Annotated in this window: 21 protein-coding genes and 1 riboswitch; of the genes, 10 read left to right on the forward strand and 11 right to left on the reverse strand. The window is 71.2% G+C overall.

Going from position 1 to position 22,538, the window contains the following annotated elements:
* Positions 1 to 7: 7 nt before the first annotated feature.
* The 5 genes from AACG61_RS09855 to AACG61_RS09875 all read right to left on the reverse strand — a co-directional run bounded on the left by AACG61_RS09855 (position 8) and on the right by AACG61_RS09875 (position 6,500).
* Positions 8 to 1,111, reverse strand: coding sequence for an ABC transporter ATP-binding protein (locus tag AACG61_RS09855; protein ID WP_411836964.1), 1,104 nt, complete (start codon positions 1,109 to 1,111; stop codon positions 8 to 10).
* A 222-nt stretch (positions 1,112 to 1,333) separates the two neighbouring features.
* Positions 1,334 to 3,244: a DEAD/DEAH box helicase gene (locus tag AACG61_RS09860; protein WP_411836965.1), complete on the reverse strand. Its 1,911-nt coding sequence runs from the start codon at positions 3,242 to 3,244 to the stop codon at positions 1,334 to 1,336.
* A 159-nt stretch (positions 3,245 to 3,403) separates the two neighbouring features.
* The gene (locus AACG61_RS09865) at positions 3,404 to 3,880 is read right to left on the reverse strand and encodes an acyl-CoA thioesterase (protein WP_411836966.1); all 477 of its coding nucleotides are present in this window, start codon (positions 3,878 to 3,880) and stop codon (positions 3,404 to 3,406) included.
* A gap of 64 nt (positions 3,881 to 3,944) precedes the next feature.
* Positions 3,945 to 5,162: an FAD-binding domain-containing protein gene (locus AACG61_RS09870; protein WP_411836967.1), complete on the reverse strand. Its 1,218-nt coding sequence runs from the start codon at positions 5,160 to 5,162 to the stop codon at positions 3,945 to 3,947.
* Between the two features lie 66 nt (positions 5,163 to 5,228).
* A complete protein-coding gene (locus AACG61_RS09875; RefSeq protein WP_411836968.1) occupies positions 5,229 to 6,500 on the reverse strand; it encodes a glycerate kinase in 1,272 nt (423 codons plus the stop codon).
* Between the two features lie 96 nt (positions 6,501 to 6,596).
* Positions 6,597 to 6,698: riboswitch (TPP riboswitch) on the forward strand.
* A 64-nt stretch (positions 6,699 to 6,762) separates the two neighbouring features.
* Between AACG61_RS09875 and thiD the strand changes: the two genes are divergently transcribed.
* The 10 genes from thiD to AACG61_RS09925 are packed head-to-tail and all read left to right on the forward strand — an operon-like array spanning position 6,763 to position 14,056.
* Complete coding sequence (gene thiD, locus AACG61_RS09880; RefSeq protein ID WP_411836969.1) at positions 6,763 to 7,566, forward strand: bifunctional hydroxymethylpyrimidine kinase/phosphomethylpyrimidine kinase; 804 nt, start codon at positions 6,763 to 6,765, stop codon at positions 7,564 to 7,566.
* The gene (locus AACG61_RS09885; protein ID WP_411836970.1) at positions 7,559 to 8,518 is read left to right on the forward strand and encodes an FAD-dependent oxidoreductase; all 960 of its coding nucleotides are present in this window, start codon (positions 7,559 to 7,561) and stop codon (positions 8,516 to 8,518) included. Before thiD ends, AACG61_RS09885 begins: the two co-directional genes overlap by 8 nt.
* Positions 8,508 to 8,705 carry a sulfur carrier protein ThiS gene (thiS, locus tag AACG61_RS09890; RefSeq protein ID WP_411836971.1) on the forward strand — a complete coding sequence of 66 codons (198 nt, stop codon included), beginning with the start codon at positions 8,508 to 8,510 and terminating at the stop codon, positions 8,703 to 8,705. Before AACG61_RS09885 ends, thiS begins: the two co-directional genes overlap by 11 nt.
* Before the next feature lie 4 nt (positions 8,706 to 8,709).
* The gene (locus AACG61_RS09895) at positions 8,710 to 9,471 is read left to right on the forward strand and encodes a thiazole synthase (protein WP_411836972.1); all 762 of its coding nucleotides are present in this window, start codon (positions 8,710 to 8,712) and stop codon (positions 9,469 to 9,471) included.
* A complete protein-coding gene (locus tag AACG61_RS09900) occupies positions 9,468 to 10,064 on the forward strand; it encodes a thiamine phosphate synthase (RefSeq protein ID WP_411836973.1) in 597 nt (198 codons plus the stop codon). Before AACG61_RS09895 ends, AACG61_RS09900 begins: the two co-directional genes overlap by 4 nt.
* Positions 10,061 to 11,011, forward strand: a complete 951-nt coding sequence (locus AACG61_RS09905) for a ThiF family adenylyltransferase (RefSeq protein ID WP_411836974.1) — start codon at positions 10,061 to 10,063, stop codon at positions 11,009 to 11,011. The genes AACG61_RS09900 and AACG61_RS09905 overlap by 4 nt, the downstream gene beginning before the upstream one ends.
* A 6-nt stretch (positions 11,012 to 11,017) precedes the next feature.
* On the forward strand, positions 11,018 to 11,947 hold the full coding sequence (locus AACG61_RS09910) for an ABC transporter substrate-binding protein (protein WP_411836975.1): 930 nt from the start codon (positions 11,018 to 11,020) through the stop codon (positions 11,945 to 11,947).
* Complete coding sequence (locus AACG61_RS09915; protein WP_411836976.1) at positions 11,944 to 12,621, forward strand: TenA family protein; 678 nt, start codon at positions 11,944 to 11,946, stop codon at positions 12,619 to 12,621. The genes AACG61_RS09910 and AACG61_RS09915 overlap by 4 nt, the downstream gene beginning before the upstream one ends.
* Positions 12,618 to 13,313 carry an ATP-binding cassette domain-containing protein gene (locus tag AACG61_RS09920; protein WP_411836977.1) on the forward strand — a complete coding sequence of 232 codons (696 nt, stop codon included), beginning with the start codon at positions 12,618 to 12,620 and terminating at the stop codon, positions 13,311 to 13,313. Before AACG61_RS09915 ends, AACG61_RS09920 begins: the two co-directional genes overlap by 4 nt.
* Positions 13,301 to 14,056, forward strand: a complete 756-nt coding sequence (locus AACG61_RS09925; protein ID WP_411836978.1) for an ABC transporter permease — start codon at positions 13,301 to 13,303, stop codon at positions 14,054 to 14,056. The genes AACG61_RS09920 and AACG61_RS09925 overlap by 13 nt, the downstream gene beginning before the upstream one ends.
* Here AACG61_RS09925 and AACG61_RS09930 read toward each other — a convergent pair.
* The 6 genes from AACG61_RS09930 to AACG61_RS09955 all read right to left on the reverse strand — a co-directional run bounded on the left by AACG61_RS09930 (position 14,043) and on the right by AACG61_RS09955 (position 22,524).
* Positions 14,043 to 14,816, reverse strand: a complete 774-nt coding sequence (locus tag AACG61_RS09930) for a MetQ/NlpA family ABC transporter substrate-binding protein (RefSeq protein WP_411836979.1) — start codon at positions 14,814 to 14,816, stop codon at positions 14,043 to 14,045. The genes AACG61_RS09925 and AACG61_RS09930 overlap by 14 nt on opposite strands.
* A gap of 30 nt (positions 14,817 to 14,846) precedes the next feature.
* A complete protein-coding gene (locus AACG61_RS09935) occupies positions 14,847 to 15,521 on the reverse strand; it encodes a methionine ABC transporter permease (protein WP_045981317.1) in 675 nt (224 codons plus the stop codon).
* Positions 15,511 to 16,545, reverse strand: coding sequence for a methionine ABC transporter ATP-binding protein (locus AACG61_RS09940; protein WP_411836980.1), 1,035 nt, complete (start codon positions 16,543 to 16,545; stop codon positions 15,511 to 15,513). The genes AACG61_RS09935 and AACG61_RS09940 overlap by 11 nt, the downstream gene beginning before the upstream one ends.
* 204 nt (positions 16,546 to 16,749) lie before the next feature.
* Positions 16,750 to 18,579, reverse strand: coding sequence for a response regulator (locus AACG61_RS09945; RefSeq protein ID WP_411836981.1), 1,830 nt, complete (start codon positions 18,577 to 18,579; stop codon positions 16,750 to 16,752).
* The gene (locus AACG61_RS09950; protein WP_411836982.1) at positions 18,569 to 19,435 is read right to left on the reverse strand and encodes a CheR family methyltransferase; all 867 of its coding nucleotides are present in this window, start codon (positions 19,433 to 19,435) and stop codon (positions 18,569 to 18,571) included. The genes AACG61_RS09945 and AACG61_RS09950 overlap by 11 nt, the downstream gene beginning before the upstream one ends.
* Positions 19,432 to 22,524, reverse strand: a complete 3,093-nt coding sequence (locus AACG61_RS09955) for a response regulator (protein WP_411836983.1) — start codon at positions 22,522 to 22,524, stop codon at positions 19,432 to 19,434. The genes AACG61_RS09950 and AACG61_RS09955 overlap by 4 nt, the downstream gene beginning before the upstream one ends.
* Positions 22,525 to 22,538: the final 14 nt, after the last annotated feature.

Raw genomic sequence — 22,538 nt, forward strand, 5'->3', positions numbered from 1 at the left:
TGATAATTCAGATCGGGTCGAGGGCGCGGGCATCCTGCGGATGCCAGCCGATGCGGATGACTTGGCCGGGGTCCAGGCGGGTCTGGCCGATGGTGTTGCGCATCTTCATGACGAAGTTGTCGCTACCCGCGACCTTCAGGCGGGCACGCAGGATGTCGCCCATGTAGACGACCTCGGCCACCTGCGCCTCGATCGTGTGGGCGCCGGGGGACATCATCTCGGGCTTGAACTCGACCCGTTCGGGGCGGATCGAGACGGTCGTGCGCTGGCCGGTCTCGCGGATGTTCACGGCGGTCGCGTCGATCACCCCGCCCCCGTCCAGCCGCACCTGCGCCTTGTCGCCCTCCAGCCGCTCGATCGTGCCGGCCAGGGCGTTGTTCTCGCCGATGAAGCTGGCGACGAAGCTGTTCTCGGGTCGCTCGTAGAGATCGGCGGGCGCGGCCAGCTGCTGGATGCGCCCGTCGTTGAAGACCGCGATGCGGTCCGACATGGTCAGCGCCTCGCCCTGATCATGGGTCACATAGACGACGGTGATTCCAAGTTTCTCGTGCAGGTGCTTGATCTCGAACTGCATATGCTCGCGCAGCTGCTTGTCCAGGGCACCCAGGGGCTCGTCCATCAGGACCAGCTCCGGGTCGAAGACCAGCGCGCGCGCCAGGGCGATGCGCTGCTGCTGGCCGCCCGACAGCTGGGCGGGGCGGCGGTTCGCGAAGCGGCCCATCTGCACCATGTCCAGCGCGCGGGCGATGCGGGCCTCACGCTCGGACCGGCTCATCCCGCGGACCTCCAGCGGAAAGGCCAGATTCTCGCCCACCGTCATGTGCGGGAACAGCGCATAGTTCTGGAACACCATGCCGATGCCGCGCTTGTGGGGCGGCACCTGGTTGATCGGACGGCCGTCCAGGCGGATCTCGCCATGGGTGGCGGTCTCGAAGCCCGCGAGCATCATCAGGCAGGTCGTCTTGCCCGATCCTGACGGACCCAGCATGGTCAGGAATTCGCCCTTGCCGATGGACAGGTTCAGGTCCTTGACGACAAGCGTCTGACCATCATAGCTTTTTTGCACATGCTCGAATGCGACGAAAGCATCGTCGTTGCGGTGGTCCAGCAAAAAGCGCTCTCCCTGTTGTCGTTGGTTGTTCAGCGCAGGATGCAGGTTAAGCGGCGGCCTGCCGCACTGGCAATATCAATTGCGACATTCCATGCGACGAACGCGGCGCGCCCGAAACCCCGGATCGGGGCTTCGGGCGCGCGGTTGTCACGGCTTGCATGGGCTGCAACGGGCCTGCCCGATTATCGGGCAGAAACCGGAGGGAGGCGGGCAGATCGCGGATCAGCCGGGGCGCTTGGGGCCCTTGCGATGCGGCTTGGGGCCGGCGGCCTTGTCGCCATGCGGCTTGGGCTTGGCCCATGCGGGCTTGGGGCCCTTGCCTGCGGCGTCGGCCTTCTTCTTCCACGGCTTGACGGCGGGATGGGCGCCCTCGCGCGGGTCGGCCACGGGGGCGTCATCGGGGATCCAGCCGCCGCGGGCGGCCTTCACGCGCGACTGATGTCCGGCCTGCGCCTGAGCCTCCGCCGCGCGGCGCGGGGCGGGCTTGCGGGCCGGACGGTCGTCGCGGTCCTGGCGCGGGGCGCGGGGCGCGCGCTCGGTCGGGCCGTCCAGATCGGGCGCGCCCTCCATGCGGCGCATGGTCACCTCGGGGGTGATCTCCATGAAATCGCCGAAACGCGGGGCCTGGGCGGCGGCGATCTGGATGTAGGACAGGTCCTGCTTCACCCGGATCGCACCGATGGCGTCGCGGGTGATGCCGCCCGCGTCGCAGACCTTGGGCAGCAGCCAGCGCGCCTCGGCCCGGCCCGAATGGCCGACCGACAGGGTGAACCAGACCGAATCGCCGAATTCGCGCGGCTGGCGCGGGGCCATGGGCGCGGGCGCGGGCTGCGCCTCGGACAGCTCCTCGGCCGAGGGACGGCCCTCGCGCCAAAGGCGCAGGAAGGCGGCCGCCACCTGCTCGGCCCCGAAGCGCTCCAGCAGTTGCGCGGCCAGGGCCGCGTCCTCTCCGACCGGCTCGCTCAGGCCGGGATGGTCAATCATGCGCTGATCGTCGCGGGCGCGGACCTCGTCGGCGGTCGGCGCGTCCAGCCATTCGGCCGAAACCTTGGCGTTCTGCAGCAGCCGCTGCGCGCGACGGTAATCCGAGGACGGCACGATCAGCGCCGAAACCCCCTTGGACCCCGCGCGACCGGTGCGGCCCGAGCGGTGCAGCAGCGTTTCCGGGTTGGTGGGCAGATCGGCATGGATCACCAGCTCCAGCCCCGGCAGGTCGATGCCGCGCGCGGCCACGTCGGTGGCGATGCAGACGCGGGCACGCCCGTCACGCAGCGCCTGCAGGGCATGGGTCCGCTCCTGCTGGGACAGCTCGCCCGACAGGGCCACGCATTTGAAGCCCCGGTTCGACATGCGCGCCAGCAGGTGGTTCACGTTGGCCCGCGTCTTGCAGAAGACGATGGCGGTCTGCGCCTCGTGGATGCGCAGCAGGTTGAAGATCGCGGGCTCGCGGTCGCGCGCCGTCACGGTATAGGCGCGATAGGCGATGTCGCCGTGCTGGCGCGCCTCGCCCATGGCGGCGATGCGCAGCGCGTCGCGCTGGAAGTCGCGGGCCAGCTTCTCGATCGCCGAGGGCACCGTGGCCGAGAACATCAGCGTCCGGCGTTCCACCGGGGCGGCGCCCAGGATGAACTCCAGGTCCTCGCGGAAGCCCAGGTCCAGCATCTCGTCGGCCTCGTCCAGCACGGCCGCGCGCAGGTCCGACAGGTCCAGGCTGCCCCGGTCGATATGGTCGCGCAGGCGGCCCGGCGTGCCCACCACGATCTGCGCGCCGCGCTGCAGGGCGCGCTTCTCGTTGCGATAGTCCATGCCGCCGACGCAGGTCGCGATCTGCGCGCCCGTCCCGGCATAGAGCCATTCCAGCTCGCGCGCGACCTGCAGCGCCAGTTCGCGCGTCGGCGCGATGGCCAAGGCCAGCGGCAGCTCGCCCGCGATCATGCGGTCGCCGTCCAGGAGGTCCGCCCCCATCGCCAGGCCAAAGGCCACCGTCTTGCCCGAGCCGGTCTGGGCCGAGACCAGCACGTCGCGGCCCGCGGCCTCGGGGGCCAGCACCGCGGACTGCACGGCGGTCAGCGTCTCATAGCCCTTGTCGGCCAACGCCGCCTGAAGCGGTGCGGGGAAGTTCAGTTCAGTCATGTGATTCGCCAAATGCGGGGGCCATGTGCGACCCGATGAGCGGCACCTATCGTCGCTGCGACCGGCCCACCCTGCACCCGCCGCCCCGGACATTCAGGGCCAAAGGCGGTTCCCTACGCGCTTTGCGACGGGAAGTCCACGGCAAAGCAAGGGCGGCGCTCAGGTCGTCCGGGACGCGGCCTCCTGCCGGGCGGCGATCTCGCGGCGCATCTCGCGGCGGACCTCTGCGGCGCGCCAGCGCTGGCGGTCGGTATCGTCCTCCATCTCGGGGCGGGGCACCGGGACGGGCTGGCCGCGCTCATCCACGGCGACCATGGTGAAATAGCACGAATTGGTGTGCCGGCGCGTGCCGCGGCGGATGTTCTCGGCCTCGACGCGGATGCCCACCTCCATCGAGGTGCGGCCGGTATGGTTCACGCGGGCGCGGAAGGTCACAAGCTCGCCCACATGGATGGCCTCCTTGAAGGTCACCTGATCGACCGACAGCGTCACCGCATATTCGCCCGACCAGCGCGAGGCGCAGGCATAGGCCACCCGGTCCAGGCTGGCCAGCAGCGCGCCGCCATGCACCTTGCCGCTGAAATTCGCCATGTCCGGCGTCATCAGCACCGTCATCTCAAGCCCGCGCCTGTCCATTGCCCGCCTCCTGCCGCATCGCCGTCCAGAGTGACGCAAGGGCAGCCGCCATGCCAGCCCGGAATCAGCCGCGGGTCAGGTCTCGGGTCAGTTCGGGGATCCTCTGGCGCAGCTTGAAATAGCCCGCCGTCGCCAGGGGCCAGACGCGCCGGTCCCAGCCCCGCTGCCATTCCGTCAGCGCGATACCGCGATCCTCCAGCGCGGGCCGCGCGGAGTCCAGCCAGTCGCGCAGCGGCCCCCGCGTCACGAAGGGCGTGGCGATCTGGCGCGCGCCCGCCGCCGCCGCCCACCGCGCCAGATCGGCCGGATCGCGCGCCTCCAGCCGGTCGGGTGCGACACCCGCGCGGTCGGCGGCATCGGCCAGCGCCCCCGCCTCGAAGGCCGCGACAGGGGGCGCGACCGGCAGGGGCGACCGCAGGTGGCTGGCCGCCAGCGTGGCGGACGCGACCAGCGGCAGGCGGTCCGGCGCGAAATCCTCGACGCAGCAGTCCTGGTCCGTGATCAGCAGCGCCGTGGGCCGCGTCGCGTCGGGCGCCACCGGTCGGCGCAGCGGCTGCAGGGGGGGCAGGCCTTCGGGTTCGGTCGACTCCAGCCCTTCGGAGACCTCGGCCAGGTCGGAGGGCCGGAGCGCGAAGCGGCCATTGGTGAAGCGGCGGATGTTCTGGGCATCGGCGGCATAGGGCTTGCCCCGCGTGTGCAGCCCCGCCACCCATCGCCAGCTGAGCGTGTTCGACGCCGCATCCCCGTCCAGAAGGTGGCGATAGAAGAAATCCGCCCCGACCCGCCACGGCAGTTCCAGCGTGAAGATCCAGATCGAGGCGAACCACATCCGCGCATGGTTGTGCAGATAGCCGGTCGCGACCAGCTCCTCGGCCCAGGCATCCATGCAGTCCAGGCCCGTCCGGCCGTCGCAGGCCGCGCGGACGGCGCGCGCGCGGGCGCGGTCGGCCTCCAGCCCCGCCAGATCGGCCTCCAGCCCCCGGCGATAGCCGTCCCAGACCTGCGGGCGCTGCTCCAGCCAGCCCTTGAAATAGCCGCGCCAGACGACCTCTTGTATGAACTTCTCGGCCTCCTCGGGGCCGTGGTCGTCCAGGGCGGCGGCGATCACCTCCGGCTCGGTCAGCAGGCGGCGGCTGATCCAGGGCGACAGGCCCGACACCGCGCGATGCGCCCCCGGCCCCGCATCGGTGTTGCGCCCCGCGGCATAGCGGCGGCCCATGCGCGGGCGGAAGGCGTCAAGCCGGGCCAGCGCCTCGGCACGGGTGGGAACGGGGTCGGTCATGCGGCCATCCTGTCTGAACGCGCTCAGGCTGCCCAAGACGGCCGCTGCATGCAACGCGACGAAACGTCAGCCGGGCAGGATCAGCACTGCGCGGAAATCGTTCACGTTGGTCAGGGTCGGTCCGGTCATGATCAGCGCGTCCGTCGCCTGGAACAGGCCATAGCTGTCATGCGCCGCCAGCACCGCCGCCCCGTCCAAACCCGCCACGCGCGCGCGCGCCAGCGTGCCGGGGCCGATCATCGCGCCCGCCGCGTCCTCGCTGCCGTCGATGCCGTCGGTATCGCCCGCCAGCGCGTGGATGCCCGGATGCCCGCGCAGCGCCACCGCGAGGGACAGCAGGAACTCGGTGTTGCGTCCGCCCCGCCCGGCCTGGCCCGCGCCGATGGTCACGGTCGTCTCTCCGCCCGACAGAAGGACGGCGGGGGCCGGGGCGGGCGTGCCATGGGCCGCCACGGCGCGCGCCATGCCCGCCATGACGATGCCCAGCTCCCGGGCCTCGCCCTCCAGCGCGTCGCCCAGAAGGACGGGGGTGACACCGGCCTTGCGCGCCCCCTCGGCCGCGGCCAGAAGCGACATCTGCGGGGCGGCGATCAGGCGGTAGTCCACCGGGAAATCGGCGCCCGGCTCGGGCGGGGCCAGCAGCAGGTCGCGCGCCGCCTGCGGCAGGTCCGGCCCCAGACGCGCCACCAGCCCCGAGAGGTCCATCGCCCCCGACGGGTCCGGCACCGTCGGCCCCGAGGCGATGGCCGACGGATCATCCCCCGGCACGTCCGAGATCGCCAGCGTCACCAGACGCGCGGGCGCGACCGCCTGCGCCAGCCGCCCGCCCTTGATCGCCGACAGGCGGCGGCGGATGCGGTTCATCTCCTCGATCGTCAGGCCGGACCGCAGCAGCAGCCGGTTGACGGCGATCTTGTCCTCCAGCGTCAGCCCCGCGCGGGGCAGCGCCATCAGCGCCGACCCCCCGCCCGAGATCAGCGCGATGACCAGATCACCCTCGCCCGCCCCTTGGGCCAGCGCCAGGATGCGGCGCGCGGCCTCCTCCGATGCGGCGTCGGGGACGGGATGGGACGCCTCCATCACCGCGATGCGCATGGTGGGGACCGCGTGGCCATGGCGCGTGACGACCAGACCCGACAGGTCCACATCGGGCCAGGCCGCCTCCAGGGCTGCGGCCATGGCGGCCGCGGACTTGCCCGCGCCCAGCACGATGCAGCGGCCCTGCGGCTTCTCGGGCAGGTGCGCGGCCAGCACGCGCCCCGGATCGGCGGCCGCGACCGCCGCGTCGAACATGGCGCGCAGCAGGGCTGCGGGCTGGTCAGGGGTGATGGCGGTCATGGGCAGTCCTTTCCTGTCGGCTTGGCGCGGACCTTAGCAGCCCGGCGTCCGGGCACCAGCCTTGCGGCGGCGACGGGGCGCGGCTAAGCTCCGATTCGCAAACCGTTGGGGTGTCCCGCTGAGGGGCTGAGAGGCGCAAGCCAACCCATCGAACCTGATCCGGGTCATACCGGCGGAGGGAACGGTGCAGAGACAGGCGGCCCGACCGCGCTCGAATCCCCCATCCCGTCCGTGATCCGTCATCGACCGAAGGGGGACGACCATGACCGCACCCATCGCCCTGACCATCGCCGGGTCCGATTCCGGCGGCGGAGCGGGCATCCAGGCCGACCTGAAGACCTTCTCCGCGCTTGGCTGCTATGGCGCCAGCGTGGTGACGGCGCTGACCGCGCAGAACACCCGCCGGGTGAGCATGGTCGAACCCGCCAGCCCCGCGATGATCGCCGCGCAGATCGCGGCCGTGCTGGACGATCTGGACGTGCGCGCGGTCAAGCTGGGCATGCTGGGCGGCCCTGCGGCCATCGCCGCCGTCGCCGAGGGGTTGGCGGGATGCGCCCTGCCGGTCGTGCTGGACACGGTGATGATCGCCAAGTCGGGCGACCGGCTGCTGCCGCCCGACGCCATGGCGGCGCTGCGCGGGCTGATCCCGCGGGCGACGCTGCTGACCCCGAACCTGCCCGAGGCCGCCTGCCTGCTGGACAGCCACTCCGCCGCCAGCATCCCCGAGATGGTGGCCCAGGGCACCGCGCTGCGCGCCATGGGGGCGTCGGCGGTGCTGATGAAGGGCGGCCATGCGGAGGGCGCCGACTGCGTGGACCTGCTGCTGACCGAACGCGGCGTCACGCGCCTTGTCGCGCCGCGCCGTGCCACGCGCAACACCCATGGCACGGGCTGCACCCTGTCGGCGGCCATCGCGGCGGGGCTGGCACAGGGTCTTCCGCTGGAGGAGGCGGTGACGCGGGCGCATGCCTATCTGCAGGCGGCCATCGCCGGGGCGGACGGGCTGGGCGTCGGCTCGGGGCATGGGCCGGTGCATCATTTCCACGCGGTCTGGGACCATGTCTGACGTCACCATCATCGGCGCGGGCGTCGCGGGCCTTTTCACCGCCCATGAGCTGATGCGCCGCGGGCTGACCCCGCGCATCCTGGACCGCAACGGCCCGCCGGGGCCGCATGGCTGTTCCTGGTGGGCGGGCGGCATGCTGGCCCCGCATTGCGAGGGCGTGACGGCCGAGCCGGTCATCACCCGCCTTGGCGCCGAGGCGGCGCAGGCCTGGTCCGCCGTCACCCCGGTCACGCATCGCGGCACGCTGGTCGTGGCGCTGGAGCGCGACCGGGCGGAGCTTGCGCGTTTCGCCCGCCGCGCCACCGGCCACAGCCCCTGCGACAGCGCCGATCTGGAGCCGGACCTGCCGCCGCGACCGGGCCTGTTCTTCGCCGATGAGGCGCACCTGGACCCCCGCCGCGCGCTGGCCGATCTGCTGGCCTGGCTGTCCGCGCGCGGCATCACGGTCGAGCGCGCCGAGGCCGACCCCGACGACATCCCCGGCCCGGTGATCGACGCGCGGGGCCTGTCGGCCGCCCTGCCCGGCCTGCGCGGCGTGCGCGGAGAGATGGCCGTGCTGCACGCGCCCGAGGTCTCCCTGACCCGGACCCTCCGCCTGCTGCATCCGCGCCATCCGCTCTACATCGTGCCGCGCGCGGGGGGCCTGTTCATGCTGGGCGCGACCCAGATCGAAAGCGCCAGCCGCGCGCCGGTCACGGCGCGGTCCGTGCTGGAACTCCTGTCCGCCGCCTATGCGCTGGACCCGCGCTTCGCGGAAGGCTCGGTGGTCGAGCTGGGCGCGGACCTGCGCCCGGCCTTCCCGGACAACATCCCCCGCGTGACGGTGCGGGGGCGCGTCCTGCATCTGAACGGGCTGTTCCGCCACGGCTATCTGATGGCCCCCGCGCTGGCGCGGCAGGCCGCCGACTATCTGACCGACCGCATCAAGGGAGAACTGATCCATGAGGATTGAGGTCAACGGCACCCCCCGCGACATCGCCGCCACCACGCTGGAGGCCGCCCTGGCCGAACTGGGCTGGGCCGAGACCCGCGTCGCCACCGCGCTGAACGGCGATTTCGTGCCCTCCGCGGCCCGCGCCACGCAGGTCCTGCGCGAGGGCGACCGGGTCGAGGTCCTGGCCCCCATGCAGGGGGGCTGAGGCGATGCGCGACTTCTATGGCGTGACCCTGCCCAATGCGCTGATGCTGGGCACGGCGCAATACCCCTCTCCGGCGGTGCTGGCGGATGCCTTCCGGGCCAGCGGCGCGGGGGTCGCCACCGTGTCGCTGCGCCGCGAGGCGGGCCAGGGCCAAGCCTTCTGGTCGCTGATCCGCGATCTGGGGGTGCGGGTGCTGCCCAACACCGGAGGCTGTCACAGCGCGCGCGAGGCCGTGACCACCGCCCGCATGGCGCGCGAGGTCTTCGAGACCGACTGGATCAAGCTGGAGGTGATCGGGCATGCCGACACGCTGCAGCCCGACCCCTTCGGCCTCCTGGAGGCCGCCGAGACCCTGGCCGCCGAGGGGTTCCAGGTCTTTCCCTACACGACCGAGGATCAGGTCCTGGCCGCGCGCCTTCTGGATGCGGGCTGCCGGGTGCTGATGCCCTGGGGGGCGCCCATCGGCTCGGGGATGGGGCTGAACAACCGCCACGGGCTGCGCATGCTGCGCGCGGCCTTTCCCGACGTGCCCATGGTGATCGACGCGGGGCTGGGCCTGCCCAGCCATGCAGCCGAGGCGTTGGAAACGGGCTTTGACGCGGTCCTGCTGAACAGCGCGGTGGCGCAGGCGGGCGACCCGGTCGCCATGGCCCGCGCCTTCGCGCTGGCCGTGCAGGCGGGCGCGCTGGCCCGCGACGCGGACCCGATGGGCATGCGCGAGATGGGCGTGCCCTCCACCCCCCTGATCGGAAAGGCCTGGCTGTGATGCTGCCGAGATTCTATCCCATCTTCGACGATGCGGCCTGGCTGGAGCGCGCCCTGCCCTTGGGCGTCCGACTGGTCCAGCTGCGGCTGAAGGATCGCGCCGAGGACGAGCTGCGCGACCAGATCCGCCGCGGGCTGGCCCTGGCGCGCGGCCATGGCGCGGCGCTGGTGGTGAACGACCATTGGCGCATCGCCATCGACGAGGGCGCCGACTGGCTGCATCTGGGGCAAGAGGATCTGGACGGGGCCGACCTGCCCGCCATCCGCCGCGCGGGGCTCAGGCTGGGCCTGTCCACCCATGACGATGCCGAACTGGACCGCGCGCTGTCGCTGTCGCCCGATTACGTGGCGCTTGGGCCGGTCTGGCCCACGATCCTGAAGCAGATGCCGTGGGCGCCGCAGGGCCTGACCCGCGTCACCGAATGGAAGCGCCGCGCGGGCGCGGTGTCCCTGGTGGCCATCGGCGGGCTGACCCCGGACCGGGGCGCCGAGGCCCTGGCGGCGGGGGCGGATGTCGTCTCGGCCGTGACCGACATCACGCTGAACCCCGACCCCGAGGCCCGGATGCGCCGCTGGCTGGCGGTGACCGCATGAGCCGCTATGACCGCCAGACCGTCCTGCCCGGCGTGGGCGCGCAGGGGCAGGACCGGCTGGCCCGCGCGCATGTGCTGGTCGTGGGCGCGGGGGGGCTGGGCTGCCCCACGCTGCAATACCTAGGCGCGGCGGGGGTGGGCCGAATCACCCTGGTCGATCCCGACCGGGTGGAGGAGACGAACCTGCACCGCCAGCCGCTGTTCCGCATGGACCAGATCGGCCAGCCGAAGGCGCAGGCCGCGCGCGCGGCGCTGGCCGCGCTGAACCCCGATGTCGCGGTCACCGCAGTGCCGGAATGGCTGACGCCTGCCAACGCCCCCGCGCTGGTGGCGCAGGCGGATGTGGTGCTGGATTGCGCCGACACGTTCGGGGCCAGCCTGATCCTGTCGGATGCCTGCATGGCGGCGGGGCGGCCGTTGATCACGGGGTCGGCGCTGGCGCTGTCGGGCTATGCCCTGAGCTGCTGCGGCGGGGCGCCCAGCCTGCGGGCGGTCTTTTCCGACCTGCCGCGCGGTGCCGCGACCTGCGCCGGCGCGGGCGTGCTGGGTCCCGTGGTCGGCATGATCGGCGCCCTTCAGGCGCAGATGGCGCTGGCGGTGATCCTGGCGCTGGAACCGCGGCCCCTGGGGCGGCTGGTCAGCTGGGATGCGGGCGCATGGCGGATGGGCGGGTTCCGCTTCGACGGGGCGCCCGAACCCGCCGACCCCCTGCCCTTCGTCGCCCGCGACCAGATCCGCGCCGACGACCTGCTGATCGACCTGCGGACCGAGGCCCCACCCATCGCCGGCGCGCGCCATGTCCCGCCCGAGCGCATCGGCACGCTGGACCCCGGTCCCGCCGCGCGGGTCGTGCTGGCCTGTCGCACCGGGCTGCGCGCCCATCATGCGGGGCAGACGCTCCGCGCCACCTGGCCCGGGCCGATCGCCCTTCTGGCCCTGAACGACTGAGGTTCCATGCGCTTTCTGATCCCCCTGGCCCTGATGGCCCTGCCCGCCCATGCCGACACCCGGCTGACGGTGATGCTGGACTGGTTCGTGAACCCCGACCACGCGCCCATCGTGCTGGCTCAGGAACTGGGCTATTTTGCGGATGCCGGGCTGGCGGTTCAGACCGTGGCCCCGTCCGACCCGAACGATCCGCCGCGCATGGTTGCCGCGGGGCGCGTCGATCTGGCCGTCAGCTATCAGCCGCAGCTGCACCTGTCGCGCCACCAAGGCCTGCCGGTGACCCGCATCGGCACGCTAGTGGAAACGCCGCTGACCTGCCTGGTCGTGCTGGCCGACAGCGGCATCGCGACGCCCGCCGACCTGTCCGGCCGCAAGGTCGGCTTTGCCGTGGCGGGCGTGCAGGAGGTGATGCTGGACGCCATGCTGGCCGATGGCGGGCTGACCCCCGACGATGTCGAGCAGATCAACATCGGCTGGTCCATCGCGCCTGCGCTGATGTCGGGACAGGTGGACGGCGTCATCGGCGCCTTCCGCAACTTCGAGCTGAACCAGCTGCGGCTGGAGGGGTTCGAGGGCCGCTGCCTGAACCCCGAGGATCACGGCATCCCCGCCTATGACGAGCTGATCTATCTGGCCGATCCCGCCCGCATGGACCGTGCCGCCGTCGCGGCCTTTCTGGAGGCCACGGAACGCGCGACGGCCTTCATCAAGAACGACCCCGACGCGGCGTGGCGGATGTTCGCGGAGACCGCCGCCGAACTGCGCACCCCCCTCAACGAGGCCGCATGGGCCGACACCTGGCCCCGCTTTGCCGGGCGCCCCGCGGCGCTGGACGCGGGCCGCTATCTGCGCTTCGAGGCGTTCCTGGCCGACCGGGGCGCCACGCCGGGCGGACACTCGCTGTCCGATCTGGCCATCGACGTGACCGCACCATGAGCGCGGCTGATTACGGCCGCGCCTTCGCGCTGTGGCGGGACGCTGCGGGGGATCACTGGGACGCCTATGTGGACCATGCCTTCGTCCGGCAGCTGGCGGCGGGCAGCCTGCCCCGCGACAGCTTCCTGCACTATCTGCGGCAGGATTACGTGTTCCTTCTGCATTTTGCGCGATCCTGGGCGCTGGTCTTTGCCAAGTCGGAGCGGATGTCGGAGATGGCGCTGGCCTCCTCCATCGCCCACGGCCTGCTGAACGGAGAGATGCCATTGCATGTCGCGATCTGCGGCCGCGAGGGCATCACCGAGGCGATGCTGCAGGACACCCCGGAATCGCCCGCGAACATGGCCTATACGCGCTTCGTGCAGGCCACCGGCTATGCGGGCGACATGCTGGACCTGCTGGCGGCGCTGGCGCCTTGCGTGTTCGGCTATGGCCAGATCGGGCTGGCGCATGCGGACAGCGGCGGCCCCTATGGCGAATGGACCGCGACCTATGGCGGCGCCGACTATCAGCGCGTCTGCCATGATGTCGGCGCGCTGATCGACGCGGCGCTGGAGGCGCGGTTGGGCCCCGACTGGCCCGCCCTGCCCCGCGCGCGGACGCTGGCGCGCCATTTCACGCAGGCCACTCAGCTGGAGGTCGGGTTCTGGCAGATGGGGCTGGACCGGACATGATCCGCATCACGGGCGATCTGATCCTGGACGGGCGGGTGCTGCTGCCGGATCTGGCGCTGGACTGTCCTCCGGGGCGCTGGACGGTGCTGATGGGACCGTCGGGGGTGGGCAAGTCGACCTTGGGTCGGATCGTGGCGGGCCTGCCCGTGGCCGCGCGTCTGGCCGGGGCGGTGGATGTCGGGGGCCCGGTCACGCTGATGGGCCAGCAGGATCAGCTGCTGCCCTGGGCCGATGCGCTGGCCAATGTCACCATCGGCGCGCGGCTGCGCGGGCACGCGCCCGACCGCGCCCGCGCCCGCGCCCTGCTGGCCGATCTGGGCCTGGCGGGGCTGGAGACGCGTCGCCCCGCCCAGCTGTCGGGCGGCCAGCGTCAGCGCGTGGCCCTGGCCCGCACCCTGATCGAGGATCGCCCGGTCGTCGTTCTGGACGAGCCCTTCTCGGCCCTGGACGCCGCCACGCGGGCGCAGATGCAGGACCTGGCGGCGCGGCACCTGGCCGGGCGCACCGTCATCCTGATCACCCACAACCCACTGGAGGCCGCGCGCCTCTGCCACGCCGCCTTCCTGCTGGATGCCCGGGGAACCCGCCCGCTGAGCCTACCCGCGACGCCCGCGCCGCGCGCGCTGGACGATCCGCAGGTTCTCGCGGCCCAAGCCGCGCTGTTCCGCAGCCTGATGCCATGCGCGGCCTGATCGCGGTCCTGGTCGCGCTGTCGGTCTGGCAGGGCGTGGTCTGGGCCAGCGGCGTGCCGCCCTTCATCCTGCCCGGACCGGCGCGGGTGGCGCAGGCGCTGATGGATCACGCCGCGATGCTGGCGGTGAATGCGCGTTTCACGCTGGCCAATCTGGCGGCGGGGCTGGCCCTGGGGGTGGCGCTTGGGGTCGGGACGGCGGTCAATCTGGCGCTGTCTCCCGCGGCGCGCTGGCTGCTGCGGCCGATGCTGATCGCGGCGCAGGCGGTGCCGGTCTTTGCGCTGGCCCCGATCCTGACGCTGTGGCTGGGCTACGGCGCGCCCAGCAAGGTCGTGATGGTGGCGCTGGTGGTGTATTTCCCAGTGGCGTCGGTGCTGTTCGACGCGCTGATGCGCCCGCCCGCCGCGCTGGACGATCTGGCGCGGTCGATGGGCGCGCGGCCCCTGCGGCGTCTGACGCTGATCCAGCTGCCCGCCGCCCTGCCCGCGCTTGGGTCGGGGCTGAGGCTTGCGGCGGTGCAGGCGCCGCTGGCGGTGATCGTGGGCGAATGGGTCGGCTCCAGCCGCGGCCTGGGCCATGTGATGCTGATGGCGAACGGGCGGGGTCAGACCGACCTGATGTTCGCGGCCCTGGCCGTGCTGACGGCGATGGGACTAGCGCTGTTCGCCGCGGCGGGCGCGGTGCAGCGTCTGACGGAAAGGGGCCGCCCCGAAGGACGGCCCCGGGCGATCACCACGAGGTGATGACGGCCCCGTCGTATTTCTCGTCGATGAAGGCCTTCACCTCGGGCGACTGATAGGCCTCGACCAGGGTCTTGACCCAAGGCTCGGCCTCGCGGCCCTGCTGGACGACCAGGATGTTCACATAGGGGCTGTCGGCCTTTTCCATGGCGATGGCATCCTCGCGCGGGGACAGGCCCGAGGCCAGCGCATAGTTGGTGTTGATCACCGCGATGTCGGCATCGGCCAGCGCGCGGGGCAGCTGCGCCGCGTCCAGCTCCAGGAACTGCAGGCCCTTGGGGTTGTCGCTGACATCCAGCGGGCTGGGAACCAGGCCCGTGCCCTCGGCCAGGGTGATCAGGCCCAGATCCTGCAGGATCAGCAGCGCGCGGCCGCCATTGGTCGGATCGTTCGGGATCGCGACCTGCGCGCCCTCGGGCAGGTCGGCGATGTCCTCGACCTTGTCGGAATAGATGCCCATCGGCGTGGTGATGGTAGTGCCGACCTCGACCAGCTCAAAGCCGCGGTCCTTCATCTGGTTCTCCAGATAGGGGCGGTGCTGGAAGCTGTTGGCATCCAGATCGCCATCCGCCAGCGCCTGGTTCGGCACGACGTAGTCGGAGAACTCGATGACCTCGATGGTCAGGCCCAAGGGTTCGGCGACTTCGGCCACCTTCTCCATGATCTCGCCGTGTTCGCCGGGGGACACGCCGACCTTGATGTCTTCAGCCATGGCGGCGGAGGACAGGGCGATGGCAGATACGAAGGTTGTCAGACGCAGCATGGGATTCGTCCTTTCTTGTCTGCGGAAAATTCAGGCGCCGCGGTTGCGGGGCGCGCGGCGGTCGACGCGGGCCGCGATCCATTCGCCAAGCGACTGGACCAGCTGCACCAGCACGATCAGGATGACGACGACGGCAGCCATGACCTCGGGCATGAAGCGCTGATAGCCATAGCGGATGCCCAGATCGCCCAGGCCCTGCCCGCCGACCGCGCCGACCATCGCGGAATAGCCGATCAGGCTGACCACGGCCAGGGTCAGGCCCAGGGTGATGCCGGGCAGCGCCTCGGGGATCAGCACCTTGCGGATGATCTGGAACGGCGTCGCACCCATGGCGCGCGCGGCCTCGATCAGGCCGGCATCGACCTCGCGGATGGCGTTTTCCACCAGCCGCGCGATGAAGGGGATGGCGGCCAGGGTCAGCGGCACGATGGCCGCGTCCGTGCCGATCGACGTGCCGACCACGGCCCGCGTGAAGGGAATGATCGCCACCACCAAGATGATGAACGGGACCGAACGGGTGGCGTTCACCACCAGCCCCAGCACCTTGTTGATCCACGGCGCCGACAGCAGTTCCCCCCGCTGAGAGCAGGCCAGGAACACGCCGAGGGGCAGCCCGCCCAACGTCCCCAGGATCGCCGAGATGGCGACCATGTAGAGGGTCTGCAGCGTCGCGTCCCACAGGATCGGGATCAGGTTAGCGGACATGGCCCAGCACCTCCGTGGTCAGACCGTGTTGCTCAAGAAAGGCGCGGGCCTGGTCGCCCCGGTCCTGGGGGACCGAGATCAGCAGGTTGCCGAAGGGGCGCGTGCCGATCTCCTCGATGGTGCCGCCCAGGATGTTGGCGCTGATGCCCAGATCGGTCGCCAGACGCGCCAGCATCGGGTCGGTCGCATGCGTTCCGGCAAAGGTCACGCGGATCACCTGATCGCCCGGCGGATCGGTCTGCAGCCGCGCCGCGACGAAGGCCGGCAGCGTGGCCCCGGTGACGCCGGACAGGAAGCGCCGCGTGGTCGCGTGCTGCGGCCGCGCAAAGATGTCGTAGGTCGGGCCGGCCTCGACGATGCGGCCCGCCTCGATCACCGCCATGTGGCTGGCGATGTCGCGCAGCACGGCCATCTCATGCGTGATCAGCAGGACGCTGACGCCCAGGTCGCGGTTGATCTGGGCCAGCAGGTCCAGGACGGTCTGCGTGGTCTCGGGGTCCAGCGCACTGGTCGCCTCGTCCGACAGGAGGACCTTGGGGCCGGTGGCCAGGGCGCGGGCGATGCCCACGCGCTGCTTCTGCCCGCCCGACAGTTCCGCCGGATAGCGGTCGGCCAGCGCGCCAAGGCCCACCTGCTCGATCAGCTGGTCGACGCGGGCGCGGATCTGGCCGCGCGGCGTGCCCGCGACCTCCAGCGGCAGGGCGATGTTGCCCCGCACCGTGCGCGAGGCCAGCAGGTTGAAGTGCTGGAAGATCATGCCGACATCGCGCCGGATCGCGCGCAGCGCGGACCCGGTGGCGGTGCCCACGTCGCGGCCCGAGACGGTGACGCGGCCCGTCGTCGGCCGCTCCAGCCCGTTCACCATGCGCAGCAACGTGGACTTGCCCGCGCCGGACCGGCCGATGATGCCGGTGATGCTGCCCGCAGGGACCGACAGGGTGATGTCGGCCAACGCCGTCACCTGGCCGCCCGCCTTGGGAAAGGACTTGCCCAGCCCCTCGAATGTGATCGCCGCGCCGGTCATCCGCGTCCTGTCTGCTTGCCGAAATTCAGGGCGCGGTCCTGCCCGAAACCGCCGCCGGGCGCAAGCCGGGCGGGTGCCGCATCGCCGCGCCGCGACGGACCGTCGTTCGCCCGACGCCCGACCAGGGCGGAACGGGAGTCCCCTGCGGTTGGGCGCGGATGAACGGCGGGGCGGGGCCGCCCGGATGGGACAGGAAGACTGTCCTTATTCCGCCGCATCCGGCACCTCACGCGCCAAGAGCGCGGTCAGGATGGTGCGCAGCGTGTCGGGGCGGAAGGGCTTCTCGATCAGCGGCGCGTGGTCGAAGCCCTGCGGCAGATGCTCGCGCCCGTAGCCCGAGACGAAGCAGAACGGCACCGACAGGCTGTCCAGCAGGGCCGCGACCTCGTCCACCGGCTCTCCCTTGAGGTTGCCGTCCAGCAGCGCGAGGTCGATGGCGTCGCGACGCGCAGCCTCCAGCGCCTCGGCCACGGTGCGGGCGACGCCGGTGACGGTCGCGCCGGCATCCTCCAGCTCATAGCGCAGGTCCAGCGCGACAAGGGGCTCGTCCTCGATCAGCAGGACGCGGGCGCCCTTCAGCGCGCGCGGGCGGGGCGGCACCTGCAGGCCCGGAATGGCCCCCGATCCGGGCGCGCCGGGCAACTGCGTAACGCCATCGGCCACCGCAATGGTCCAGACCACGCCGCCGGGCTGCCAGTCGGCGGTGACCGCCGCCGCATCCCCCCCGCCCGCCGCGCCGATCAGCGTGGTGCCGAAGCCCTGGCGCTGCGGCGGCGTGACCGGCGGCCCGCCGCTTTCGCGCCAGGTCAGGATCAGCCGGCCGGCATCCAGCCGCCAGGACAGGTGGATCATCCCCTGCGGCGCGGACAGCGCGCCGTATTTCGCCGCGTTGGTGCCCAGCTCGTGCAGCGTCAGCGCCATGCGCAGCATGGTGTCGGGCGACAGCTCGACCGGGGGGCCGTCGCGGTGCAGCCGGTCGGCATCCAGCGTTCCAGAGCTGATCTGGTCGTCGATCAGCTGATCCAGCGGCGCGCTGGCCCAGGTGGCGTCCGACAGGATCGAATGTGCGCGCGCCAGCGCCTGCAGGCGGCCGCCGAAGCTGCGCTCGAAATCGGCTAAGCTGTCGGACTGCCGCAGGCTCTGGCGGGCGATGGCCTGGACGTTGGCCAGCGTGTTCTTGATGCGGTGGTTCAGCTCTCCGATCAGCAGGGCGCGGACCTCCTCGGCCTGCTTGCGTTCGGTGACGTCCAGGATCTGCAGCGACAGCGACGGCTGCCCCGGCCCGTCCGCCAGGACCGAGCCGTAGACCTCGCAGGGGATAGGGCCGATATCGACGTGATCCAGCAGCAGCTCGGTCGAGAAGCGCGGCGCGCCGTCATGATCGTCGTTCAGCCAGCCCGCCAGCAGCGCCGCCCCCTGCGCGTCCAGCCAGCCCGAGGCGGTCGCGGCCATCCCCAGCATGTCGCCCGCCACGCGTCCGAACATCCGCTCGGCCCCCTTGGACCAGCTGCGCAGGCACAGGTCGCGGTCCAGCGTGACGAAGGCCAGCGGCGAATTGTCGGCATGCGCCTTGAGCTGCGCCATCACGCGGTCGCGGTGACGGGCGATGTCCTGCATCTCGTCGCGCTGGCGTTCCAGCTCCTTGGCCTGGCGGCCGATGCGGAAGAAGACCTCGGCCTTGGACTTCAGCACCACCGGGTCGATGGGCTTGAAGATGTAGTCGACCGCACCCGCCTCGTAGCCGCGGAAGCGGCGCGCCTCGTCCATCTCGGCGGCGGTGACGAAGATGATCGGCACGCCCCGCGTCCGCTCGGTCGAGCGCATCAGCTCGGCCAGCTCATAGCCGTCGGTGCCGGGCATCTGCACGTCCAGGAAGGCCAGCGCATAGTCGTGCCGCAGCATCAGCTCCAGCGCCTCGGTGGCCGACCGGGCGCTGTCCACGACCAGCCCGTCGCGCCGCAGCAGCGCCTCCAGCGCCATGTGGTTCTCGGCGATGTCGTCGACGATCAGGAAGCGGATGGGTCTATCGGGCATGGGCGGTCTCCTGGACGATGGCGGTGCGGCGCCAGATCCGGTCGGGTTCGGCAAAGGCCGCGAAGGACGCGGCATGGTCGGAAAAACGAAGCGTCTCGTGCGAGCCGAGCCCCAGGAAGCCGCCGCGGGCCAGGGCCTCGGCAAAAAGCCCCAAGGCCCGGTTCTGCAAGGTATTGTCGAAATAGATCAGAACGTTGCGGCAGGAAACCAGATGCACCTCCGAGAACACCTGGTCGGTGGCCAGGTTGTGTTCGGTGAAGACGGTGCGACCCCGCAGCGCCCGGTTGAAGGCCGCGCGCCCATAGGCGGCGGTATAGTAGTCCGAAAGCGACCCCTGCCCCCCCGCCTGCTGATAGTTCTGCGAGAAGACCGGCAGGCGGTCGATGTCATAGACCCCGACCTCCGCCCGGGCCAGGGCGCGGCGGTTGATCTCGGTCGCATAGAACAGGGTGCGGTCGAACAGCCCCTCCTCCTGGAACAGGATGGCCATGGAATAGAGCTCCTCGCCATCCGCGCATCCCGCCACCCAGACCTTGAGCGAGGGGAAGGTCCGCAGATGCGGGATCACCTCGCGCCGCAGCGTCAGGTAATAGCCCGGATCACGGAACATCTCGCTGACCTGCACGGTCATGGCGTCGATGATGTCGGGCAGGACCGACGGGTCGTGCAGCATCCGGCCCTGAAGCTCCGACAGGGTGGCGCAGTTCAGCCGGGTGCAGGCGACCTCGGCCCGCCGCTGCAGGGAACTTCGGGAATAGGACCGGAAATCATAGTGATAGCGCCGGTTCAGCGCGTCCAGGAACAGGTCCAGCTCGATCGCCTCGACCGCGCTGAGGGGAACGGGCTCGACGCTCATCGGGGCATCCAGACGCGGGTCAGCGACAGTAGCTTGTCCACGTCCAGCGGCTTGGGCAGATAGTCGTTCGCCCCCGCGGCCAGGCACTGGTTCTGATCCTCGGCCATGGCCTTGGCGGTCAGCATGATGATGGGCAGCGACTTCCAGCGGTCGATCTTGCGGATCTCGCGCGTGGCGGTCAGGCCGTCCATCTCGGGCATCATCACGTCCATCAGCACCAGATCGACCCTGGGCGCGGCCCCGTCGTTGATGCGCCCCAGGGCCTCCAGCGCCTCGCGCCCGTTGCGGGCGATCTGCACGGTCGCGCCATGCGGCTCGAAGACGCCCGTCAGGGCATAGACGTTGCGGATGTCGTCCTCGACCACCAGGATGCGGCGGCCCTCCAGCTGGGCGTCGCGGTTCAGCGAAGCGGCCAGCATCTCGCGCTGCTTGTCGGGCAGGTCGCTGACCACCTGGTGCAGGAACAGCGTGACCTCGTTGATCAGCCGTTCGGGCGATTTCGCGCCCTTGATGATGATGGATTTCGAATAGCGGCGCAGGCGCTGCTCCTCGGCCTCGGACAGGGTCCGCGCGGTATAGACGATCACCGGCGGGAAGGACGCGGTGCCGTCCTGGTCCAGCTGCTCCAGCAGATCGAAGCCCGACGCGTCGGGCAGCGTCATGTCCAGCACGATGCAGTCGACGGTCTGGCTGCGGCAGATCTCCAGCGCGCGGGCGGCGGTCTCGGCGCCTACCGTCTCGACCTCGTCGCTGGCCAGGAGCGCCTTCAGCCCCTCCATCTGCGCGGGATCGTCCTCCACGATCAGCACCCGGCGCATGCGCTGCTCCAGCCGGTTCTCCAGGCTGCGGAAGGCCTCGACCAGCTGCTCGCGGCTGACGGGCTTCATCATGTAGCTGATCGCGCCCTGCGCCATCGCCTCCAGCATGTAGTCCTCGGCCGAGACCATGTGCACGGGGATGTGGCGCGTGCTGACATCGCGCTTCAGCCGGTCCAGCGCCGAGAGGCCGGAATGGTCGGGCAGGCCCACGTCCAGCACGATCGCCTGCGGCAGGAAATGCCGCGCGGCCAGGACCGCGTCATCGGCCCGGCTGACGCAGACGCAGCGGAAGCCCAGCTCGCGCGCCAGATCCAGAAGGATGCGCGCGAAGGCCGGATCGTCCTCGACGACCAGCATCACCCGCTGTCCCGGCTCGATGATGTCGCGGTCGTCGGTCAGGCCGGGCAGCGCGTCCAGCATGACCGACGCGCCCTCGGGCTCGGGAAGGGCGGGCATGGGCGCGACGGGGCCGCGGGCCGGGGCGGGCCTGCGCGGCGCCGCGGCGCTCTGGCGCGGCGGGTTGGCGGGCAGGATCAGCGTGAAGGTGCTGCCCTGGCCCTTGGCGCTCTCCAGCGTGATCCGCCCGCCCAGCAGGTCGGCCAGCTCGCGCGAGATCGACAGGCCCAGCCCGGTGCCGCCGAACCGGCGCGAGATGGTGCCGTCCGCCTGGCGGAACGCCTCGAAGACGGTCTCCTGCTGATCGGCGTCGATGCCGATGCCGCTGTCCTTGACGCCGAAGGCCAGCCCGTCGCCCGCCGGGGCGATGTGCAGCACGACCTCTCCGCGCTCGGTGAACTTCAGCGCGTTCGAGACGAAATTGCGCAGCACCTGCTCCAGCCGCTGCCGGTCGCTGCGGATCGTGGGGGACGCCGGGTCGACGCGGGCGCTCAGGGTCAGGCCCTTGGCACGGGCCTGCGCCTCGAAGGCGCGGACCAGCTTGTCGGCGACGGCCTGGGGCCGGATCTCGTCCTCGGACATCTCCAGCTTGCCCGATTCGATCTTGGAGAGGTCCAGGATGTCGTTGATCAGCGCCAGCAGGTCCTTGCCCGACGCCTCGATCGTCTCGGCCCAACGCACCTGTTCATCGGTCAGCGTGCGCGAGCGGTTCTCGGCCAGCAGGCGCGACATGATCAGCAGCGCGTTCAGCGGGGTGCGCAGCTCGTGGCTCATGTTGGCGACGAATTCGGACTTGTAGCGGCTCTCGCGCGACAGGGCCTCGGCCTGATCCTCCAGCATGCGGCGCGAGCGCGCCAGGGCGTCGCGCTGCTCCTCCAGCTCCTGGGTCTGGTTCTCCAGCTGGGCGTTCTGGGTCTCCAGCTCGGTCTGCTGGGCCTCCAGGCGGCGGTGGCTGTCCTGCAGGGCGCGGGTCTGCTCCTCCAGCTCCTCGTTCGAGGCGGCCAGCTCCTCGCCATGGGCGCGCAGCTCCTCGGCCTGGCGGCGGGTCTCCTCCAGCAGCTCGCGCAGCTGCTCGCGGTAATGGGCCGAACGCAGGGCGATGCCCAGCTTGTCGGCGATGCGGTCGAACAGATCGACCATCCGCGCCGGTGCAGGCCGGTCCAGACCGAACTCGATCAGCCCGTTCACGGCCGTGCCGTCGCGCATCGGCACGATCAGCGCATGCGCCGTGCGCCCGCGCGCCAGCCCCGAACCCCAGCCCAGGGCCTGCTCGGGCGGCAGGGTCAGCTGCAGGACCTGCGGATCGGCGGCGGCCCGCGCCAGATGGCCCGCATCAGCGGACATGCGCTCGGCCAAGAGGGCCGCGTCGGTGCCCCAATGCGCCAGCCGCTGGAACCCGTCCGCATCGCGCCCGTAGACGACGGCCGCGCGCGCGCCGGTCCGGTCGGCCAGCACCGACAGGATCTGCCGGCCAAGCCGGTCCACCGTCAGGTCACCCTGGATGGCACGCGACAACGCGACCTGCGTGCCGGTGATCCAGTCGTTGTCCTCCAGCCGCAGGCGGTTGCGGATCAGCCGGTTGCCCAGAAGGCCCAGGCACAGATAGACCAGCCCCGCCATCGAGCGGTTGATCGCCGCCAGGGTGGGGTCGATGCCGCCGGTATCCTTGAAATAGGCCGCGAACATCGCCGCGCAGACGACAGCCGCCGTGATCGGAGGCATCCACGCCCGGCGCGAGAAGAACGAAAGGCTCAGCGGCAGGATGTAGATCAGCCACACCGCCGTTCCCAAGGGCACCATCATGTCCAAAGCCAGCACAGCCGTGAGGGAGGCCACGATCACCGCGATGATCGTCACTTCAAGGGTCTTGGACACGGCATCTCCTAGAT

The sequence above is a fragment of the Paracoccus sp. ME4 genome (assembly GCF_046736325.1).
GTDB lineage: Bacteria > Pseudomonadota > Alphaproteobacteria > Rhodobacterales > Rhodobacteraceae > Paracoccus.